The 21047-nt window shown below is 41.1% G+C and carries 16 protein-coding genes and 1 pseudogene; 2 read left to right on the forward strand and 15 right to left on the reverse strand.

The annotated features are described in order from the left end of the window. Positions 1-14: 14 nt before the first annotated feature. Genes NV379_RS00550 through NV379_RS00560 form a run of 3 tightly spaced genes read right to left on the reverse strand, consistent with a single transcriptional unit; the run spans position 15 to position 4085 of the window. The gene (locus tag NV379_RS00550; protein ID WP_258205311.1) at positions 15-1334 is read right to left on the reverse strand and encodes a glycoside hydrolase family 125 protein; all 1320 of its coding nucleotides are present in this window, start codon (positions 1332-1334) and stop codon (positions 15-17) included. 48 nt (positions 1335-1382) lie between these two features. Continuing rightward, on the reverse strand, positions 1383-2675 hold the full coding sequence (locus NV379_RS00555) for an alpha-L-fucosidase (protein ID WP_258205312.1): 1293 nt from the start codon (positions 2673-2675) through the stop codon (positions 1383-1385). An 18-nt stretch (positions 2676-2693) separates the two neighbouring features. Continuing rightward, positions 2694-4085 carry an alpha-L-fucosidase gene (locus NV379_RS00560; RefSeq protein ID WP_258205313.1) on the reverse strand — a complete coding sequence of 464 codons (1392 nt, stop codon included), beginning with the start codon at positions 4083-4085 and terminating at the stop codon, positions 2694-2696. A gap of 111 nt (positions 4086-4196) precedes the next feature. Between NV379_RS00560 and NV379_RS00565 the strand changes: the two genes are divergently transcribed. Continuing rightward, positions 4197-6488 carry an AraC family transcriptional regulator gene (locus NV379_RS00565; RefSeq protein ID WP_258205314.1) on the forward strand — a complete coding sequence of 764 codons (2292 nt, stop codon included), beginning with the start codon at positions 4197-4199 and terminating at the stop codon, positions 6486-6488. 100 nt (positions 6489-6588) lie between these two features. Here NV379_RS00565 and NV379_RS00570 read toward each other — a convergent pair whose 3' ends face one another. The 6 genes and pseudogenes from NV379_RS00570 to NV379_RS00595 all read right to left on the reverse strand — a co-directional run. Then, positions 6589-8184, reverse strand: coding sequence for an extracellular solute-binding protein (locus NV379_RS00570; protein ID WP_258205315.1), 1596 nt, complete (start codon positions 8182-8184; stop codon positions 6589-6591). Between the two features lie 49 nt (positions 8185-8233). After that, positions 8234-9142 carry a carbohydrate ABC transporter permease gene (locus NV379_RS00575; protein ID WP_258206187.1) on the reverse strand — a complete coding sequence of 303 codons (909 nt, stop codon included), beginning with the start codon at positions 9140-9142 and terminating at the stop codon, positions 8234-8236. 21 nt (positions 9143-9163) lie between these two features. Continuing rightward, complete coding sequence (locus NV379_RS00580) at positions 9164-10123, reverse strand: ABC transporter permease (protein WP_258205316.1); 960 nt, start codon at positions 10121-10123, stop codon at positions 9164-9166. Between the two features lie 440 nt (positions 10124-10563). After that, positions 10564-11259, reverse strand: coding sequence for a hypothetical protein (locus NV379_RS00585; RefSeq protein ID WP_258205317.1), 696 nt, complete (start codon positions 11257-11259; stop codon positions 10564-10566). A gap of 455 nt (positions 11260-11714) precedes the next feature. Continuing rightward, entirely contained in the window at positions 11715-12566 is an 852-nt protein-coding gene (locus tag NV379_RS00590) for a discoidin domain-containing protein (RefSeq protein ID WP_258206188.1), read from the reverse strand. After that, a pseudogene (locus tag NV379_RS00595) lies at positions 12540-13808 on the reverse strand (family 8 glycosyl hydrolase); the annotation flags it as partial. The gene NV379_RS00590 and the pseudogene NV379_RS00595, both read right to left, overlap by 27 nt. 402 nt (positions 13809-14210) lie before the next feature. On the opposite strand from NV379_RS00595, the gene NV379_RS00600 reads away from it, so the two are divergent. Beyond that, positions 14211-14639, forward strand: a complete 429-nt coding sequence (locus NV379_RS00600) for an SRPBCC family protein (protein ID WP_258205318.1) — start codon at positions 14211-14213, stop codon at positions 14637-14639. Positions 14640-14811: 172 nt separating this feature from the next. Here the strand turns inward: NV379_RS00600 and NV379_RS00605 are convergent, their stop codons facing one another. From NV379_RS00605 to NV379_RS00630, 6 genes are all read right to left on the reverse strand, one after another. Continuing rightward, positions 14812-15777 carry an ABC transporter ATP-binding protein gene (locus NV379_RS00605; RefSeq protein WP_258205319.1) on the reverse strand — a complete coding sequence of 322 codons (966 nt, stop codon included), beginning with the start codon at positions 15775-15777 and terminating at the stop codon, positions 14812-14814. Next, a complete protein-coding gene (locus NV379_RS00610) occupies positions 15770-16753 on the reverse strand; it encodes an ABC transporter ATP-binding protein (RefSeq protein WP_258205320.1) in 984 nt (327 codons plus the stop codon). The genes NV379_RS00605 and NV379_RS00610 overlap by 8 nt, the downstream gene beginning before the upstream one ends. Positions 16754-16767: 14 nt before the next feature. Then, positions 16768-17697: an oligopeptide ABC transporter permease gene (gene opp4C / locus NV379_RS00615; RefSeq protein WP_258205321.1), complete on the reverse strand. Its 930-nt coding sequence runs from the start codon at positions 17695-17697 to the stop codon at positions 16768-16770. A gap of 15 nt (positions 17698-17712) precedes the next feature. Then, positions 17713-18666, reverse strand: coding sequence for an ABC transporter permease (locus tag NV379_RS00620; protein ID WP_258205322.1), 954 nt, complete (start codon positions 18664-18666; stop codon positions 17713-17715). 69 nt (positions 18667-18735) lie between these two features. Further along, positions 18736-20460, reverse strand: coding sequence for an ABC transporter substrate-binding protein (locus tag NV379_RS00625; RefSeq protein WP_258205323.1), 1725 nt, complete (start codon positions 20458-20460; stop codon positions 18736-18738). A 231-nt stretch (positions 20461-20691) separates the two neighbouring features. After that, complete coding sequence (locus NV379_RS00630; protein ID WP_258205324.1) at positions 20692-21045, reverse strand: VOC family protein; 354 nt, start codon at positions 21043-21045, stop codon at positions 20692-20694. Positions 21046-21047: the final 2 nt, after the last annotated feature.

A 21047-nucleotide genomic window follows, 5' to 3' on the forward strand; every position in this document is an offset into this window, starting at 1 on the left:
GCGTTTTTTTGTCATTATAGAATACCTTCTTTCATCGCTTTGTACACAAGTTGTGAGAACAAGCTGTTCGACCATGCGAACCATTTGCGTGTGAAGATCGTTGGATCATCGGAATGGAAACCTTCATGCATGTAACCTGTATCTGCATCTGTAGCTTCAAGCATTGCGATTAGCTCCAGCTTCTCTTCCTTCGTTGTTGCAGTCATACCTTGCATGGATAAGCCCATGTGCCAGATGTAACCGTCTGGTGTATGTGGACTACCAATACCATTAGCTGCTTTACCTTCGAAGTAGAATGGATTATCATGGGACAACGCGAATTTTCTAGTATTCTGGTAGATTGTATCGTCTGCTGTTACATAACCTAGGTATGGAATGGACATCAAACCTGGTGTACCTGCATCATCCATTAGGCAGTGGTTGCCATAACCGTCTGTCTCATAAGCATAGATTGGACCAAACTCTGGATGACGGTAAATACCATATAATTGAATACCATGATCGATATCTGCTTCTAGATCTTTAAGTTCTTTCAGGAAGTCTGTATCACGGAATACCCACTCTGCGAACTCTTGCATTTGGCGTAATGCCACAACAGCGAACATGTTACCTGGGATGTTGTAGTGGAAGTCACATGCATCATCACTGGAGCGGAATCCTGACCACACCATTCCTGTGTAGTTAACAGGCATTCCAAGTCCATGATTACGTAGGGAATCTTCAGGAATTCCGTTGTCACGTGTGAAGCGGTATGGTGATTTCTCAAAGTGATATTGCTCTGTCTTGAACAAATCATAAATCGTACGCATAGCTGTTTTGAAACCAGCATCAAAGATGTCAGTCAATCCAGTTTCTTTCCAGTACATGTAAGCAAGTCTGATTGAGAAACACAAGGAATCAATCTCAAATTTACGCTCCCACACCCATGGGGACATCTCTGTAATGTCCGCTTTATTCCAGTGCCAGTCATTCGCAGTCTCATTGAAAGCATTTGCATACGGATCAATAAGAATATATTGCATGTGACGTTTAATTAAACCGCTTAGAATACGTTGTAGATCTTTATCTTCTTTGGCAAAAGGTACATAATGGATCACTTGCTCAACGGAATCACGTAACCAACAAGCCGGAATATCACCTGTAATGACGAATGTCGTGCCATCATCCATTAATTTCGTTGTTGTCTCTAATGTGTTCGGGAAACAGTTCTTGAATAGCTGCAACAATTTGGGACGATGTGCAAGTTTCTCCTCTGCTTCTTTCAATACTTCTTGAATCGCTTGCGGCATTTCCAGTTTTGGCATTGGGATTTGTGGTAATCTGAATTGTTCCATCTCTGCTCACTCCTACTGTCTATTTATCTTTATGATTGAAGATGTGGATTAGTTATGTGTGACAACGGTACCTGAACCGCCATACATCTCAATTTCCTCATCAAACTCCAGCTTTAGCACGGTTACTTGCTCATGTGCGTCCTCATTTGTCATATGAACCCAAGTTGTTCCCGGAATATTGAACCAAGGTACGCCACCATGGATTTCATGTGTCAATTCTTTGCCTGAATGTAGGACCGTAATTTTCTTAATTGGATTGGATAACCCTTTGACACACACATTTTCCTTCGGAGTATCGTAAACGAACAGATATAACGTTTTGCGATCCTTGGATAATGTACTTCCTCCAAGATAATAGCGAGTCATAATACCTTCTGTCGTCCCGAACACAGCCTCTTCGTGCGTGCGAATCCAATCGCCTAGTCCTAGCAGAATAGCCTCTTGTCTTGGTTCCACTGTGCCATCTTCCATCGGCCCAATATCCAGCAACATGTTGCCGCCCATCGAGATACAATCACAGAACATACGAATGATTTGATTCAATGACTTATACTTCTCATCGGTCGGTACATAACCCCAAGAGCGGTTAATGGTCGTACAGAATTCCCAAGGTCCTTCTGGACGTGTAATCGGAATGCCCTGCTCGGGTGTCTTATAGTCGCCATGACCTTGAAGACGAGAGTTAATGAGGATATCCGGGTTAAACGATTGTAAGTATTGCTTGAACTCGGGTAAATTCCATTGCTCCGCACTGCGCTCCCAATCTCCATCGAACCACAGCAAATCTACTTTCCCAAAGTTCGTTAGTACCTCACGTAATTGATGGTTATTGAATGCTAGAAACTTCTGCCACTTCTCTTCATCTTGCACACCATCTACTGGATTCGAGAATCGATTCACTTTACTTAGGTCTTCAGGAACTACTCCACCTTCAAACACACTTGGATAATCAGGATGGGACCAATCAATTAAAGAGTAGTACATACCTAGACGAAGTCCTTTGTTGTGCATCGCCTCTGCGTATTCTTTAATGATATCTCGCTTGGCAGGTGTCTGCTTCACAACGTTCAGATCACTATACTGCGTATCCCACAATGCAACACCATCATGGTGCTTGGTTGTCAGTACCGCATATTTAGCGCCAGCTTTCGCGAATAAATCGGCCCACTTATCCGCGTCAAACTTGGATGCTGTAAAGCCATCTAGCTGCTTCATGTATTGTTCATGGGACATCCGTCCGTTATAGAAAGACCAAGATTCCGAAACACCGTCTACTGCATAAATCCCGTAATGGATAAAAATACCCAGCTTCGCATCTTCGAACCATTGTTGCTGTTTCATTTCAGCTTCACTCCCTCTTTATTTCATGCGGAATACATGTGCGATTGGTGCTACATCTTGTTGTTCAGCTTGCTTCGGCATACGAACGGCAATTCCACCTTCTACTTGACGGAATTCTAACTTCTCTTGACCACCAACCAAGTCAATTTGCGTAAAGGATTGCTGGATCGGAAGAATGATTTCTTCTGCTACTTGTTCCTGCTCTTGCTTGTACAAGTAGAAGGCATAGGTTGTATCGCCTTTTTTCGTGAATTGATAATTACCTACCGAGTAAGGCTCACAAGCACGAGTGCCATAGATCGCCTCACCATGAACATTCAACCATTCACCCATGCCTTGAATTCTGGAAATGACCGTTTTCGATAAACGTCCATCTGGCTGTGGAGCAACGTTAAGAGCTAAGTTTCCACCTTTGGCAACAATCTCAATCAACAAGTGAATCAATTGACGCACCGTCTTGTAATTGTCTTCGTAACGGAAGGAGAATGCACTTCCCATCGTAATACAGCTCTCCCAAGGAATATGAAGCGGACGCTCTGGTAATGTCTGCTCTGGTGTTACTAAGTTCTCGTATGCGCCGCCAACTGTGCGGTCTGCAGATAGCAACCATGGCTGGATTTCTCGTGCTTTCTCAACAACTTCACCTAAGCGAATATCTTGATTTGCTCGTTCACATACCCAACCTGCATCTAGCCACAACATATCAATACGACCATAACGCGTCATTAACTCCATGATCTGATCATGTGTAAATTGAACGAATTGTTCCCATAACCATGGGAATTGCTTCGGATCATAAGAAGGTCCACGTGAAGTAAACGTACCGCGCTCCATTCCAGGTGCCCAATAAGTAGGTGTATGCCAATCTGCTTTAGAGAAGTAAGCCGAAATCGCTAATCCTCTTGCACGGAAAGCATCGAACACTTCCTTACAGATGTCGGCATATTTATGCGCGTGGAACGGACAATCTTTGCCTGTCACTTTATAGTCCGTTGTATGCGTATCCCACATACAGAATCCATCATGATGCTTCGTTGTAAAGTTCAAGTACTTAAATCCATTATCAGCAGCTAAGTCTGCCCATAATTTAGGTTGGAATCGCAGCGGATTAAACGTCTTATTGAGGTCAAAGTATTGGCGTTTCAGTTCTTCGGCATCGATGTCCCAGTCAATTTCATTACGTGACCATTCTTCATCTTTATCACTTAGTGCCCACGATTCAACAATACCAAGCTGCGAATACGTGCCCCAATGCATCATGAGTCCTAGCTTCTGGTCTTTGAACCATTCCAAGCGTTCCAGCAATAATGGATCCTCTGGTTTTACCCACTCCTCTTCACTACTGTAGTTGTGTACCCCTTGTTCAACAATTTGCTCTTCTACCTGATCATTTGCTTGTAATTGGCTCATAATAAACCTCCATTACTCATTTTTATTGCTAACATTTCAATTGCTCTATGTCCAAAACGTCAATTAATTGTTATTATTAGTAAACATCTCTGCATTTACAGGAGGCTATGCATGTATCAGAAATACTTCAAGAATTACTTTAAATCTAAGCTTTTTCTCAAATACATCTTGTTGAACCTTCTCATCCTGCTCATTCCATTAGTTCTCATTACTTCGTTCATTTATGAGAGCGCTGTCACGAGCTTAAGATCTGAGATCGAACAATCCCATCTCAATCAACTTAATCAAACAAAATTTATAATCGATGCAAGAATGAAAGATATGATCGAAATCGCTTCCCGAATTTCTATTGATGAACGGCTGACTTCTTATCGCATTCACCATCCTTATTTCAGTAAAGAGGCGATAGAAGCATTGGGACAATATAAATCTACCAATTCAATGATTGGTGAGTTGTTCTTATATTTTCATAACAATAACCGCATTTTTTCTGCTTCAGGAATGTCCGATATGGATGTTTTTAATTCCCATTACAAATTTACGAACTGGAATTCAAATACAATTTTGCAGGATCTAAACTCGGTTACTATCCCAACGATGCGACCTGCAAATACTATTATCCAGAACACACATATTGAGAAGTCCATGCTTACATATTTGGTTCCCATTGCCCCTACTGGTCATCCGATCGGGACAATCATGTACTTAATTAATGAAACGGAGTTAACTGGATTAATTGATTCCATCTTAGGTCATTATCGTGGTACAACTTACATTCTCGACTTTAGCGGTCAAGTTCTAGCCAGCAACCATCAAGGTGGTAAGCTAAGCAGCTCGGATGCTAAATATTTATCTGAATTATCTGCGGGCATTCACAGCACCACAATTGATGGCCAAGATCACTCTATCGTATCCGTTAAATCGGAAAAGAATGGCTGGACGTATGTCACTATGATGCCTAGCAATCAATTTTTCAGCAGTGTTCTGCATATTCAAGATTTTATTATCATGCTGTTTTCAATTGTTGTTCTGCTTGGAGCTGTAGTCGCGTTCTTCATAGCTAGAAAACAGTTCAAGCCCATTTCTACACTTGCTCAGCTCGCGAATGCGAAGGCAGATTCAACATCTGCAGCTACTAAGCCACTATCTATTGGTAATGAATTTGCACGTATTCATCAAGCTTTGCAAGATTACAGTTCACGTATCGATATTCAAGAACCGTATGCCCGTAATCACCTGCTGTCGCTGCTATTGAAATACGGTGACAAACAAGGGTTAACTCCGGATTTGCTGCAAGCATTCGATATTCGATTCGATCATTCCCACCATTTTGTCATGGTAATCGGTTATCACCCAAATGGGCAGATCGGTGGCATACAAAATATCATGCAAGCAATGATGCGTATGGATTACCCTGAGCTGCAAGCTCATGCTTACGGTGTAGAACTTCCACAACTAGATCAACTGGCGCTCATGGTAAGCTTTGATCTCATGGAGCAAGATCAGGTATTCGAACAAATCACGCTAATCGTAGAAGCAACAAGCAGTAACATACTTAAGATGTTCAAAATAATTCCAACCATTGGTGTCGGTACATGTTACTTGAGCTCGAATCAAATGAATGAATCTTACATTGAAGCGTGCTCTGCTTTTGAGCTTCGCAGTACATCTGAGCAAGGTACTGTCACTTATTTTGAACTCTTATTACCTCATGATGCCCCTCATACCGAGTGGATAGGTAATAACGTCCTACTCAAGCTTTCACAAAGTTTAAAACAAGGCAGTTATGAAGTAGCAAGTGAGATTATTCATGAGTCCATTCAACATCTACGTACATCAAACCTTACACCCGTAATGATTCGTTGTATTGCCATCGATCTCATGAATACGATGCTCAAGACAGCTTCTGAATTAGACATACATAACGTGATCCAAGATGTGAATTCCAACATGAACATCACAATCGCTATGCTTGATGAACTTGAGACGAACTACCTGCATATTGCCTCTCGTATTTGTGTACAAGTAGAGCATATTCAGGAGAAGGAAGAACATTCGCTCATGGATCAAGTCGTCGCTTATATTGATCAGAATTACACCGATCATGCCTTAAGCTTGGAATCTATATCCTACGAGTTTGCTATCTCAGCATCCCATATTAGTCGATCTTTCAAAGATAAAGTCGGCATAAATTTCGTCCAATACATATGGCAGAAACGAATGGAACAAGTGATGCATTTGCTGGTGACAACAGATGAGCCACTGAAAGATATTATCCAGCGTGTCGGCTACTTGGACACACCGAATTTTATTCGGAAGTTCAAGAAGGAAACAGGTTCAACACCTGGTCAATATCGCAAGTTGCACGCACCCACCAGTGAATCTCAATCAAGCGAGCTTTAAAATCAAGAGGCCAACACTTCCTATGCTAGGCAGCATGACCGGGAGTGTTGGCCTCTTACTTAACATCTAATAAGATATATAAAGATTTAATAATAATAGGTTACTTTTTGCTAGCCCACTGATCGTATGCACCTTGGTAAAGTTCAACATAGCGGTCTGTACCCATTTTTTTCAACTGTGCTACGTATTTATCCCAATTCGCAAGCGGTTCTTGACCCGTTACAAACTTCGCTTCCATCTGCTCAACATATTTTCTTACGTCCGCATAAATAGCAGAAGCTTCTGTCTGATGCTCATTCGTTAGGTATACGCCTGGGAAAGCATTAACAGAGTAAGGGATAAGCTTCTCTTGATTTTGTTTGTCTACCCAAAGTTCGAAATTATTTACAAAACCTTTGTTCAAGTCAGTAGAGTTAACACCAGGGAACAGAATACCGTGGTTTGGTGTAACTTTACCTTTGTACTCTTCACGATCTTCCCCGTTTGGTACAGGTAGCCATTCTTTCGTCCAAGTATCTTTATCGGAGTACTTCCAAAGTAAGTTTTCTGGACCGTGCTTGAATAATGTTGCCCCTTCAGTGCTGTACAGATAATCAATCCAACGCATGGATGCTTCTGGATTCGCATTACTGCTTGTGATTGCAAGTGTACCTTGACCAGAGAATCCCGGGTGTTTACCGTATACGGGTGAATCTACTACTTCACTCTTAAGCAAGGTCATCATTGGATGATCTTCATTAGGTTCACCGCCAAAGGTGAAGTAAGGGAAGTAATCATTCGCAAGGGCTACCTGATTGTTCTTACCTTTTGCCTTCTTCTGCTCCTCCGTTTGTGAGAATGTCTCATGATCCAGCAGCTTTTCATTCCATAGACGATTCATAAAAGCTAAGTATCCTTTGTAACCTTCTTCTTGGGGTGCAAAGCGGACTTTTCCAGCTTTATCCGCATAATGTAGCGGTCCCGGCATTCCCCAGAAACTTAGAAAATATTGACGAATATCGTTAAGTTTCACAGACGTCAATGGAATTTCATCCTGCTTACCGTTGCCATTGGCATCTTCGTCTTTTACACGTTTAAGGTATGTATATAGCTCATCTGTTGTCTTCGGTAATTCTGTCATGCCTAGCTTCTTCAAGTGCTTACCGTTGTACCATAGCGGTGCACGGTACCATACAGCAGCTAGATCAATGAAAGGAATGGAGTAGATATGACCATTGGGTGTTGTAAAGGACTGACGAATCTGTGGGTTCTCATCGAATAACTTCTTAATGTTAGGCGCATAGCCTTCATCGATATATTTATCAAGCGGAAGCAAGATACCTTGCTCACCATAGTTAACTTGCTCTGCAGAACGAATATCGGCGGCAAGTAGAATGTCTGGCAGATTTCCACTTGTGTATACCAAATTTTTCTTTGTCTCAAAGCTATCAATAGGTGTTAATTGGTATTCCATCTTGATACCTGTTAACTTCTCCATCTCTTGAAGTGCAGGCATCGTATTCCAATCTGCTTTACCTGCATCTTGGGACATAATTTTGAGTGTTAGCGGCTTGTCCACAATTGGGAAGCCTTCTTTTTTTACATCAGCCGCTGTGTCACCCTTCGCTTCTTCTTTAGGTGCACCGCAACCTGCTAGTGCAGACATTGCTAGTGTGAGACTTAATGCGAGTACAGACGTTTTACGTAATTTACTCATCGACTCATTCTCCCCTTTTACATCATAATCTTAGTTATATGTTCAAAAATTAGCCCTTCACGGAACCAATCATGACACCTTGTACAAAGAATCTTTGTAGGAACGGATAGACCGCAATAATTGGCACCGTAGCAACGATAATTACTGCGTATTTCACGAGTGAAGCGATTTCAGCTTTATTATTAAGTGCTGCTGCTGAAGCAATATCGATTGCTCCGCCACCTTGAGCGGCTGTCTGCTGAAGAACGAGAATTTGGCGCAAGATAAGCTGAAGTGGATATTGTGAAGCATCATTCAGATAAATCATCGCTGAGAAGTAACTGTTCCAATGACCTACACCGTAGAACAATGCCATAACCGCAATAATCGGTGTGGATAATGGAAGGATAATCTTAATGAACAATCGCATGTTCGTACATCCGTCAATCTGAGCTGCTTCTTGCAATTCCTTAGGAATTGAAGATTGGAAGAACGTACGGGATACAATAATGTGCCAGATGGACGCAGCAGATGGAATGATCAGTGCCCACATGGAATCAATCATACCTAACTCTTTAATCAGCAAGTAACTTGGGATAAGTCCTCCACCGAAGAACATCGTAACCATGAACATCGCCATGAAAAATCCGCGACCTACAAAATCTTTACGGCTTAGCGCGTAAGCTGCCGGTAAAGTGACGAATAAGTTAACAAATGTACCTACAACGGTATATAAGATCGTATTCGCGTAACCTGTCCATATCTTTGAATCTTCGAATACCCGAATATAACCTTCGAATGTAATGCCCTTAGGAAGTAACCACATCTCTCCTGAACCAACCAGCTTCGGATCACTAATGGAAGCGCTAAACATATAGACAACTGGGTAAAATACAAGAATGAATGCTAGAAATACGTACACATAGTTACAGTATAAGAATATCTTATCTTTCTTCGATTCTTTAACACCTGCTGCAATCATCGGGTTCACCTCCTCTTTCTACCACAAGCTATTTTCACTTGTACGACGTACAATCTGATTAATTGTGATTAACAATATCGCATTAATAACGGAATTGAACAATCCGACTGCCGTCGAAAAGCTGTATTGTGCTTGCTCAAGACCCATTCGGTATACGAAGGTTGAGATTACATCTGACGCTTCCATGTTAAGTGGATTCTGCAGTAATAGAATTTTCTCAAAACCCACAGATAATAATCCACCGATGTTAAGGATCAATAGAATCGTAATCGTCGGAACAATAGTAGGAATGTTAATGTGACGAACGCGTTGGAAGCGTGATGCGCCATCAATAATAGCTGCTTCATGCTGCTGCGGGTCTACACCGGATAATGCTGCAAGGTATATGATCGTTCCCCAACCTGCGCTTTGCCATACACCAGATAGTACATACATCGTTTTGAACCATTTCGGATCTGTCAGAATCGCTGGAGCTTCAAATCCAAGCGCTTCAATAATATGTACGATCATACCAGACGATGGAGATAAGAACGTAATAATCATACCTGCCATAACGACGACTGAGATAAAGTGAGGTGCATACGTTACGGTCTGCGCTAGACGCTTGAATGTACCATTCTTTATCTCGTTAAGAGCCAGAGCTAATATAATGGGAATTGGAAACCCAACTGCCAGTTCGTACAAGCTGATACTAAGTGTGTTCCATAACAAGTCCCAGAAATAGTGAGAGTCGAAGAATCGAACAAAATGATCGAATCCAATCCATGAGCTCCCCATGATTCCTTTCGTTGCTACGAAATTTTTAAACGCGATTTGGATACCATACATCGGACCATAATGGAAAATTAGAAAATAGAAAAATGCCGGTGCAATGAATACATAAAGTTCCCAATTCTGAAGCATTCTCTTCCACACTGTTTTCTTACCGTTCTTTATTGGAAGTGTGTTGCCCATCGTAACTTTTTTCGTACTCTGCATAGGTATCACCCCTTCCTGTCAATTGTAAAATGATCTAGTCGATACTCAACTGTAGTCGCCAACTTTGAATGTTAGCGTTTACATTTATAACTTACGGAAAATTGGATAAATCGTAAATATGTCATTTCAGATGGTCATTGCTAACGCTTTCAAGAAGATGATTATTCTATATTACTAATAGGAAAATGAATGTTCATTTACGAGCTGCAATATGTCATTTTTGATGACAATTGTCCGTTTATGTAGCTTTTGCGGAATATGACAACCCCATTGTTAAGCCTACGAATGCCAATAGTAGCGTGGTTTTACAAGTGATGTCAAAAACTACATGTGTGTTTTAACCGCTGATCGCTCCTTAAAAGAAAAAGTAGATTGAAGAAGAACAACAAACCCAGTACCGACAAGGTACTGGGTTCCATTTTATAGAAACGATATTCGTTTTATTTTTTATCTATTATGTGACGGATGGTTCTCATCGCATGGGCGGAAGAACTGATTTTTTTATTGTTTTCATCAAATTGCATACCTTTAATATACTCTTCCCCTACCTTTTTCAGATAGACGGACTCCACCTTAGCGCCTAATTTATTTTTCGATACAGCGTCACTTAAGCTGATACTGAACTTTGCTTCTCCACTGCTTTCGGACTTCAGCCCTATTTGCCCATCTACCATTCCTTCATTAGAAGAACCTAAGGTGAAACTATGCCCAACACGAATTGCATCCGCAATAGGATTCAACCCTTTTACCATTTGATCACTTTTTCTACTATCAGATTGAAATGCTACTTCACGACTGAATAACTCATCTTCTGCACCCGGTCTCAATCTAAATTCAACCATAACTTTTGTATCGGGACTCGTCCCTGTGAAGTATTTGAGACATTCTTTAAAATCTCCTAAATGCGCACCTAATTTATCGTACTTCTTATTATGCACGACGGCATAACACTCTTGGATACTCATTGTTCGATATATCTTTAAGAAATTATCTCTCTTTTTCCTCGTAACTTTCGCTGTGGATTCTTTTGCTTTCTTCCATCCATATTCGGACATGTAACGTTGTTGTAAACTCACTAAGTTGGCATCATTTGGATTGTAATATTTAGTCTTCAAATCATAATCGAGTTCAATCATGAATTGATCGATAGTCTCAAAAGAATCCCCTGTTGCTGAGAATAATTGATTTGCGAAATATTCTACTTTTAATCGACCGTTGTAGTTGTGCGACCTTGGGATGACTTAATTTATTTATTGTTACATGATTGTTTGTTGGTTGTGATAGTTTTGAATTTTCGTGGGTGCGAGATCGCATACTTCCTCTTGAATGATTAAACACTTAATTCACCACTTTTCAATAATAATCAGTCTGGATGGTTCGCTGCACTACGTTATTCCTCCTCTTATGAGCAAAATCCTATCTCCATGTAAAAATTACTACTCATTTCCGCAATATTTTCTACCTTTCCAACTTGGTTTGGATGGTTTTGGAAGTTCGAAAGTATAACATAATAAATGTTATGTAAACAAATGTGCTAAAACAACAACCGATTACTGGTTATAAACTCAGTAGCCGGTTGTTATATGAACGACTAAGACTCGTTTTGTGGAAGTTCTGATACGGGTTCTGGTACGATCTCAATTTGAATATTCTCTGCATCAACCACTTCATTAATGTCATTAATAATTTCTAATTGATTCAAAGATTTGGCAGTCGATGCAGATACTTCAAATGTAAATAATGAATAACCATAAGCTGTTCCGCGTCCTGTTCCGTACATTCTTACGTATCTGGCGGGCTTATCAGCAAATGAAATTGTGTCTGTTCCCCCATCTCCTACCGTGGTTGAGAACACATCCACCCAATTAGTCGGCGCGCTGCTATCCGTTGATACTTGTATTTTATACTTCTTCCCATATGCAGCTTCCCATATTAATTTAACGTTGTTAATTGTCTGGATAGAACCTAAATCCACATAGATCCATTGCGGATCTGACCCTTCAACACTCGCCCATCTGGTGGTTGCATTACCGTCGAAAGCTTTAGCCGCTTCAAAGCCAGCTGCTTCCACAGAACTTGCTACTGCTGGTTTACCAAGAGCCAAGTTGCCTGTTGTAGGCGTTCCAGTAAGTGTCGTAGCGCTTGCACTAGAACTATTAGCAGATACATTACCTGCTGCGTCAAAAGCCTTCACTGTATATGAATAAGTTGTGGATGGTGTTAAGCCTGTATCTGTAAAAGATGTTCCTGTTGTATTCTGAAGCTGTGTTCCGTTTCTAAATACGTTATAACCAGTTACCCCTACATTATCGGTTGAAGCAGACCAAGTTAAATTGATCTGGCTGCTAGATACTGCAGTTGCAGTAACATTACTTGGAACAGTCGGGGCTTGTGTATCAGGAATCGGGGTACCTGCGACCGGCTTCCACCAGTTTCCTGTGATGAATAGCATGTTTAACAAATTATAGGAGTCACTGAAGTAGTCCTCTTTCTTGTTCTTCATCCAATCCCAGCCATCATTGACCCATTGCTGATTACTGCTGCTCGCAACACCAGCTGAGATAAATGGAGAAACGAATACAGCCGGCGCATACGAACCATACGCAGTACCATTTAATTGGTACCCATCTTTCACATTTGCAGGCTTATTGCTGGTCTTACCTTTGATCCAAGTCGCAATTTTATCAGAAATCGTCTTCGCTCGAGTCTCACCATATAGCGCATAATCCATAACAACACGTAGAGGGACACGACTCGCATTATAGTAATACATGTTTGTTTCAGGGAATTCTTCCAGATAATTCTGAGGTGCAGGTTCAGGAGGATTTTTCACGACAAAATCAGAGATTAAGCCTGTTGAGGAAGAATAGCCGCTGATGAATTGGTTGTAGACACTGTACAAGTTGTTAATGACATTAATCCATGTCTGATCGCCAGTCACATCATAGAAAGCACGCATATGGCTGAACATCCAGTCGGAAGGACGTGTGTTGAGTGCACTCTTGGCATCCCAATCCCCTAGATTCAAGCGGTTATTGCTTGTTACGTTCGAGGCTTTGATCCCATTGGTAATCATGTTCTTCGCTTCTGCCAAATAGTTAATTGTCCCACTCGAACCCCATTGATAATGTGCCAATATCAAGGAGTACGCAATATCAATGTCTCCGTCTGTTGCAGAATCATAGTGACCTTGTGCTCCAGCAGCATCAGCAACAATCCAACCCATCAAGTTCGGATTAGCTGAGCTCTTAAAAGCTCTTGCAGTCTTAAACAACCCATCATAAATCTGCTTCGCATTCGGATCATAACCAGCCATTAGCGCGGTTATGACCATGCCATAGCCTTGACCTTCAGAAGATCCTAACGCTTGATAGCCTTCCTGATCACCCGTAATATTTCCAGCAACATAGTAGCCACCTGGAAGTGAGGACAGGTTATTCTTCAAGTACTTGCCTTTCCAATAGTCATAGTAAGTAGATACTGCTGAATTCATCGCACTTTGTGTCACATGATTAGGCTTAATAACTCCAGGATAACTCACTTGCTGGGGAAAAGGCTTCAGTTCGCCTGCGGCAGAAGCTTTACGCGGTGGAATGCTCATGGTAGCGATGATCAAAGAGAAGATTAACAATACTTGGCACAATCTTTTAAAAGCATTTGCAGTACTCACCTTATCTCTACTCATTCAATCGGCTCCTTTGATATAAAAATAAGCTCATAAACCATTAAACCAACCACCTTAATACCTCACAATCCTCCTTCACGACATAAGTTAAAACGTTTTAACTTTTGAACCAATAAATGCAATCGATTATCATAAATCAATCGCTTAACTACCATTATATTCTAATTTTGTTAAAAATAAAGCGTTTTTATTATGAAGGCTATGTTAACCTTATTGTTGATACTTTTGAGGGCGGTGAAGTCACACACGTCACCTAGTTTTACTGGCGACATAAAAGGCGTGTACCCTGTCCAAAACTTAAGCAGCTACCTGCAACATAGCAATCCAGAAGAATTTATTATATTCATCATTTGTTATCTTAAGCATGAACCATAAATTATTGTAGTTAGAAAGGAGCACGACATGGCAAATATCGAGCACTTGCAAACCGTACATGTTCCAGCCTCGAAGGTGTATGAAACTTTAACCACTGCTAAGGGACTGTCGGAAATATGGACCAATGAACTCACTATTGATAATCAGATTGGCTTTATTAATGAATTTCGATTCGGCAGCGAAGAGGTAACTAAGATGAGAATCGAGGAATTGATCACTGATAAAAAAGTAGTTTGGCAGTGTATAGATTCAGATCCAGAATGGATTGGTACGAGTATTTCCTTTGATATTCAAGAGGAGAACGGGAAGTCTCATATTACTTTGCGTCAGACGAACTGGAGAGAAGTAACGCCATATTATCGCTCCTGTAACTACCACTGGGCTATCTTCCTTTATAGTCTCAAATCCTATTGTGAAGATGGCGACGGTATGCCCTATCAAAAACGTAAGTTTTAACAATTTATGTTATACATATCATTCCGCTAACGGGGATCGATAGCTTAATAAACCGCCTTTTCACCAAGGCGGTTTTCTTATGATCAAATATCAACAATAAAATTTAACATAGTCATTTTAAAAATAAAAGCCCTGCGTTCCAGAAGGAAAGCAGAGCCTTGATTAAGCTACGTTATACAATATGACAGGCAACATAATGTTCATTGCCCATATGACGGAACTCAGGCTTCTGTGATTTACAAATATCTACTGCAAACGGACATCTTGTATGGAATTTACAACCTGATGGTGGGTTCGACGGGCTTGGAATATCACCTTTCAACACGATTCTCTCCCGCTTCAGCTTCGGAACAGGTACTGGAATTGCAGATATCAACGCCTTCGTGTATGGATGAAGCGGATTATTGAACAATTCATCCCGTGGGGCTGTTTCCATCATTGAACCTAAATACATCACGCCAACTCGCGTACATAAGTGTTCTACTACGCTTAAGTCATGGGAGATGAACAAGTATGCAAGACCACGCTGTTTCTGCAGCTTTTGGAACAAATTAATAATCTGAGCTTGAATGGATACATCCAGCGCAGATACGGGTTCATCCGCAATAATTAAATCTGGATTTAGAGCAAGAGCACGAGCGATTCCAATACGTTGACGCTGTCCCCCTGAAAATTCATGTGGGAAGCGATCAATCTGATAGGCAGATAATCCGCATAGCTCCATAACTTCTAGAACGAGATCACGGACGTTCTCTTTGGTAGCTAGGCCATGATCGATCATCGCCTCACCGATTGCATCTCCAACTCGAACACGAGGGTTTAGTGAACTGTACGGATCTTGGAAGATCAGCTGCATTTTCGGACGAAGATTACGAAGTTCCTCTTTGTTAACTTTATATAAGTCGATTCCCTTAAATTTCACTACCCCATCGGTTTTATCGTGAAGACGAAGAATCGTTCTGCCAACTGTACTCTTCCCGCTCCCTGACTCTCCTACCAGACCGAATGTCTCTCCAGCTTTGATCGTAATACTAATATCTTCGACCGCTTTGACATGACCGACTGTACGATTGAGTAAACCTGCTTTTATGGGGAAATATTTCTTTAAATTTGTGACTTCCAATAACACCTCAGACATGTTTACCCTCCTCTTCATACAGCCAGCAAGCTACTTTGTGCTGGTCCGTTGTCTTCTTGAGCTCAGGCTGACGAGTTTGGCAAATCGACATACAATCACTACAGCGATCATGGAAATAGCAAGATTCTACAAGTTCCAGGGGGTTGGGAACATGACCTGGAATGGAATACAGCATCTCTTGTCGTTGCCCGATTATCGGCTTGGATTTGAGCAAACCTTTCGTATACGGATGCTTCGGTCGTTCGAAGATCTCGACAACTTCGCCTTCCTCGACAATTTTCCCCGAATACATCACAATCACGTAATCCGCCATTTCCGCAACAACCCCAAGATCGTGCGTGATAAGCATGATAGACATGTTGGACTTTTCCTTAATCATACGCAGCGTCTCTAAGACTTGGGCTTGAATCGTTACATCAAGTGCTGTCGTTGGCTCGTCTGCAATAAGGAGCTTAGGATTGCACGAGATTGCGATGGCAATCATAATCCGCTGTAACATACCGCCTGACAACTCATGCGGATACGAATTCGCAATCTGCTCGGCACGTGGGATTCCTACAAGTTCAATGAGCTCAATGGCGCGTGCGAGTGCTTGCTTCTTTTTCATTTTTTGATGAATCATAAGTGGTTCTATAATCTGCTTACCAATCGTAATAACCGGATTCAGAGATGACATTGGTTCTTGGAAAATCATCGCGATATCATTGCCACGGATCTGGCGAAGTTCTTCTCTGCTTATTTGCAGTAAATCTTTATTGTCAAACTGGATTTGTCCATTAACGACTCTTCCGTTCGGTCCTTCAACAAGCCCCATAATCGACATTGCCGTTATGCTTTTGCCACAACCAGACTCACCTACGATACAGACTGTCTCCCCTTCACGAATGCGAAAACTTACGTCACTAACAGCCTTAATATCTCCAGCAGAACTGCTGAAATAGGTGCTTAAGTTATTAATCTCAATTAAGTTGTTCATATGCTGTTATTCACCTACTTCTTCTGTTTTGGATCGAGAACATCTCTCAGACCATCACCAAATATGTTAAAGGCTATAACGGTTAAGAAGATTGCCACACCCGGTGGAATCCATAACCAAGGATGCTTTTCAAAGTCTACAATACTGTTTGCAGCGTCAATCATGTTACCCCAAGTTGGAGTTGGAGGCATAACACCAAGTCCGAAGAAGCTTAAGACGGATTCTGATAGAACAGCTCCACCAATACTAAGTGTTGAAATTACAATTAGAAGTGGAACTACATTCGGAAGTAAATGATTAAATAACTTCCGTCTGTCACGTAGACCAAGAACGGTCGCTGCTTGCATATACTCTCTCTCACGCAAGCTTAACATCTGACTACGTACCATACGTGCTATTCCTGGCCAACCGATAACACTTAGCATGATCATTACCATATACATACGATAATCGGTGGGGACTTTCCAATCCGACATTAATGCACCGATGATGAACATAATCGGTAAACTTGGGATCGTCATGAGTAAATCAGCAATACGCATGAAGATTTGATCCACAATCCCCCGATAATAACCGGAAACAATACCAATGAACGTTCCAATGAATACAGAGAGTATCATGGAAGCGATACCAACAGTTAATGAAATACGTCCTGCTTGTAGCAATCTAGTTAGCACATCTCTTCCGAGAAGATCCGTTCCTAACCAATGCTTGCTGTTTGGTCCTACATTCATCATAGCTGGGTTAATTTTATTATCCGCATACGGAGAGAACAGCGGTCCGATAAAGCAAGCAACAAACATCACAATGACAATAACTAAACCAGTCATCGTTAACTTATTCTTCATGACATCACGCATCGCTTGACGCCATAGTGAAGTTCTCTTCTCAGGGACAGGTGCTACTTTCTTTTGCCCAATCAATTCACGAGTTGTATTAGACATATCCGATCCTCCCTCTTAGAGCCTGACACGTGGGTCGGTAGTATGATAAAGAATATCAGAGATTAATGTACCGATAACAGTAAGAATAGCGAGGAACATCGTAAACCCCATTAGTAGAGGATAATCTCTTACCGTAAAAGAAGACATGTACAATTGACCAATACCTGGCCAGTTGAAAATTTTCTCCAAAATGATTGACCCTCCAAACAATCCTGGAAGTTCGAAGCCAATGAGTGTAATGGCAGGTAGCATAGCATTCTTAAGTGCATGGCGATATAGAACTGTTCTTTCCTTTAGCCCCTTCGCACGTGCTGTACGAATATAGTCCTGCTTAATCACATCAAGCATGTTACTGCGGAAGTAACGTGTGAGGGAACCTACCCCTAGAAGCACCATAATGAGAACTGGCATAACCATATGCTTGGCTACATCTAGGACATATGCCCAACCCGTGTCGTTGCTGCCTGTTGAAATCATGCCTCCAGGCGGTAAGAGATGTAAATCAACAGCAAGTATTTTTATTACAAATAGACCAATAAAGAACGATGGAATGGACATCGCAGCAAATATACCAATCATGACGAGCGTATCAAACCATGAGTACTGTTTGTAAGCCGCAACCACCCCAACAATTACAGCCACGAACCATGTGATGAATGTAGATACAATTGCAAGAAGGAATGAGTTCCAAATATAATCTTTAAACAGTTCAAGAACGGGCTTTTGCTGTGCCAATGAAAATCCGAAGTCACCTTGGAATATATTAGACATCCATGTGATATAACGCTCGAATAAAGGTTTACTTAAGCCATATATTTCTCTTAGCTCTGCTTTACGCTCAGCGCTCAATTTCACATTATTGGATACAAAGTCACCCGGAGTTAACGCATATAAGAAGAAGATTAACATTGAAGCACCAAGCAATATAAGAACCATATAACTGAATCTGCGAAGTAAATATGTACCCATGTTCGGCTCCTTTAATTATTATCCCCGACTGCTGGTGGATTGACTGCAGTCGGGGATAATAGATTTATTTTACTTCAGTTCCCATTTAGGCAAGCTATAAGCAAGTCCAGCTAATGGGTTAAGATCAACACCAGCAACTCTACCATTAAATCCTGTCATTGATTTGCTATAGCTAGCGAACATGATTGGTAATTCATCATTTAGAATTTTGAACATCTCGTGATACACTTTCTTACGCTCTTCCACATCATTCGTTGATAAACCTTTTGTATACAATTCTTCAATCTTTGGATTGTTGTAACCTTTTAGCTCACCTTTAATAAATCCGGATACACCTTGAGAAGGATCGCTAATAATCGTTGTTGAGAAAGATGCCATATCGTAGTCGCCACTTTCTACTTTAGCAGACAATGTATTGAAGTCTGGGAACTGTTCTGGTTCGAACTTCACACCAATAGCAGCATAGTTCTCTCTAGCTACACCGATAAAGATGTCAGTATTCTTACTTTTGGAACCAAGGTAATGAATCGTTAATGGCTTACCATCCTTCTCACGGATACCGCCAGCGCCAACTTTCCAACCTGCTTCGTCAAGAAGTGCTTTTGCTTTCTCTACATCGTAAGGATATTTGTTAATACCTTCTTCAGTATAAGACCACAGAATTGGTGAAGACGGGATATTAGCAATCATTGCAGCACCTTGTCTGGAATCCACATAAATCAATTGACGATTCAAGCCATAAGTAAGTGCTTGTCTCACACGCTTGTCTTTCAAGTGATCATGTTCAAGGTTGAATTGATTATAGCCATAGTTACTTGCTGTAGTAGGAGCCATGTTTAGGTATCCTAGTTTTTTCAATTTATCGATATTATCAGTTGTAGCTGGGAAGCTTGCATAGTCCGTGTCACCTGTTTCGATGAACTGCCATGCATCACCCTCAGTAGTTTTATAAATAAAGTTCTCTGTCTTCGGTTTACCCGCATAGTAGAACTCATTGGCTACGAAGCGAACTTCTTGACCAGGTACGAATTTAACGAGTTTGTAGGGTCCATTACTAACAGGCTTCTCATGAAGCTTTTTCAAATAATCAAGTTCACCAAATTTATAATCTTTACCATAGTATGCTTTGGATAAAACATCTCCGCCAAGTACTGTAAGAGCGGTTGCATTTACACCTTCAAGTGTAACGCTGATTGTTTGAGGATCAATGATCTTGATTCCTTCAATTGTAGTTGCTTTACCTTCTTTGTAAGCTTGTCCACCAACAATCTTCGTTTCTACAACTTCATTCATACCATCGTAATTCTTATCGTGTAGAAGTGTCCAAGTGAATGCCACATCTTCAGTTGTCATTGGTGAACCATCACTGAATTTCAAATCTTTACGCAAGTGGAACGTATAAGTCTTCTGATCTGCAGAAACTTCCCACTTCTCAGCTAGTCCAGGAATCGGCAAGCCTGCTTTATCAATGCTAACTAGTGGTGTGTACAATACGGAAGATACGTTACCGTCATAACCAGATTGTTGGAAATAAGGTGTAAACGCTCCACTAGGGTTCGTCAAACCAACGATTATGGTATCTGTACGTTTCTTCGCTGCTTCTGGGAGCTTGGACAAATCCGTGGCATTAATTACACCTGCTACTCCCCCATTATCCGCTGGTGCTGGTGACCATTGTGGTGCAGCTGTTGTTACTGCTGGTGAGCTTGTTGCTGCCTTGTCTGAAGAGCATGCTGTTAATACGAGTGTTCCAGTTAATGTAACTGCTAATAAAGTGTACAACTTCTTCTTCATGCGATTACCCCCATTTTCGAATTGTTAATGCAGTAAATTTCATACTTGCTGATAAATCTGTCCCTACTCAATTACAATTTTCTAAAAATTTATGTAATTCAGATAAGTGTAAAAATAATTATACGAGTTAATTCTTTATCTATAAATATATTGATACAAAACGAATCATATCCAGTTGAATGATAAAAAATGCACACTCTAGTCGCAGAGTGTGCATTTTCCAGACGATGTTCAATTTTCATGAGCAAGTATATTGATGAGTTTGCCAAAGGGGTCACGTACATAGAACCGTCGAACACCCCAAGGCTCAGTAGCAATTCCATATTCTATTGGAAATCCTGCTTTTATCATACCTTCATACACAGCATCTAGATCATCCACCTCAATTGATAAATCAGGTGTTGGTGTACCTGATCCCCCCTCAGAAGCGAAACTTATTTGGACACTCATTTCGGCATCTGAGCCATAAGTAGAAATCCAACCATGATTCATCAATAAGTCGAGACCAAGCACTTCTTGGTAAAAGCTTTTTGCAGCAAGGACATTCGGTGTATGAATATTGGTGACGATTCGTTTAACCCTCATGA

Origin of the sequence: Paenibacillus radicibacter, assembly GCF_024721995.1 — a bacterium.
Taxonomy (GTDB): Bacteria; Bacillota; Bacilli; order Paenibacillales; family NBRC-103111; genus Paenibacillus_AM; species Paenibacillus_AM radicibacter.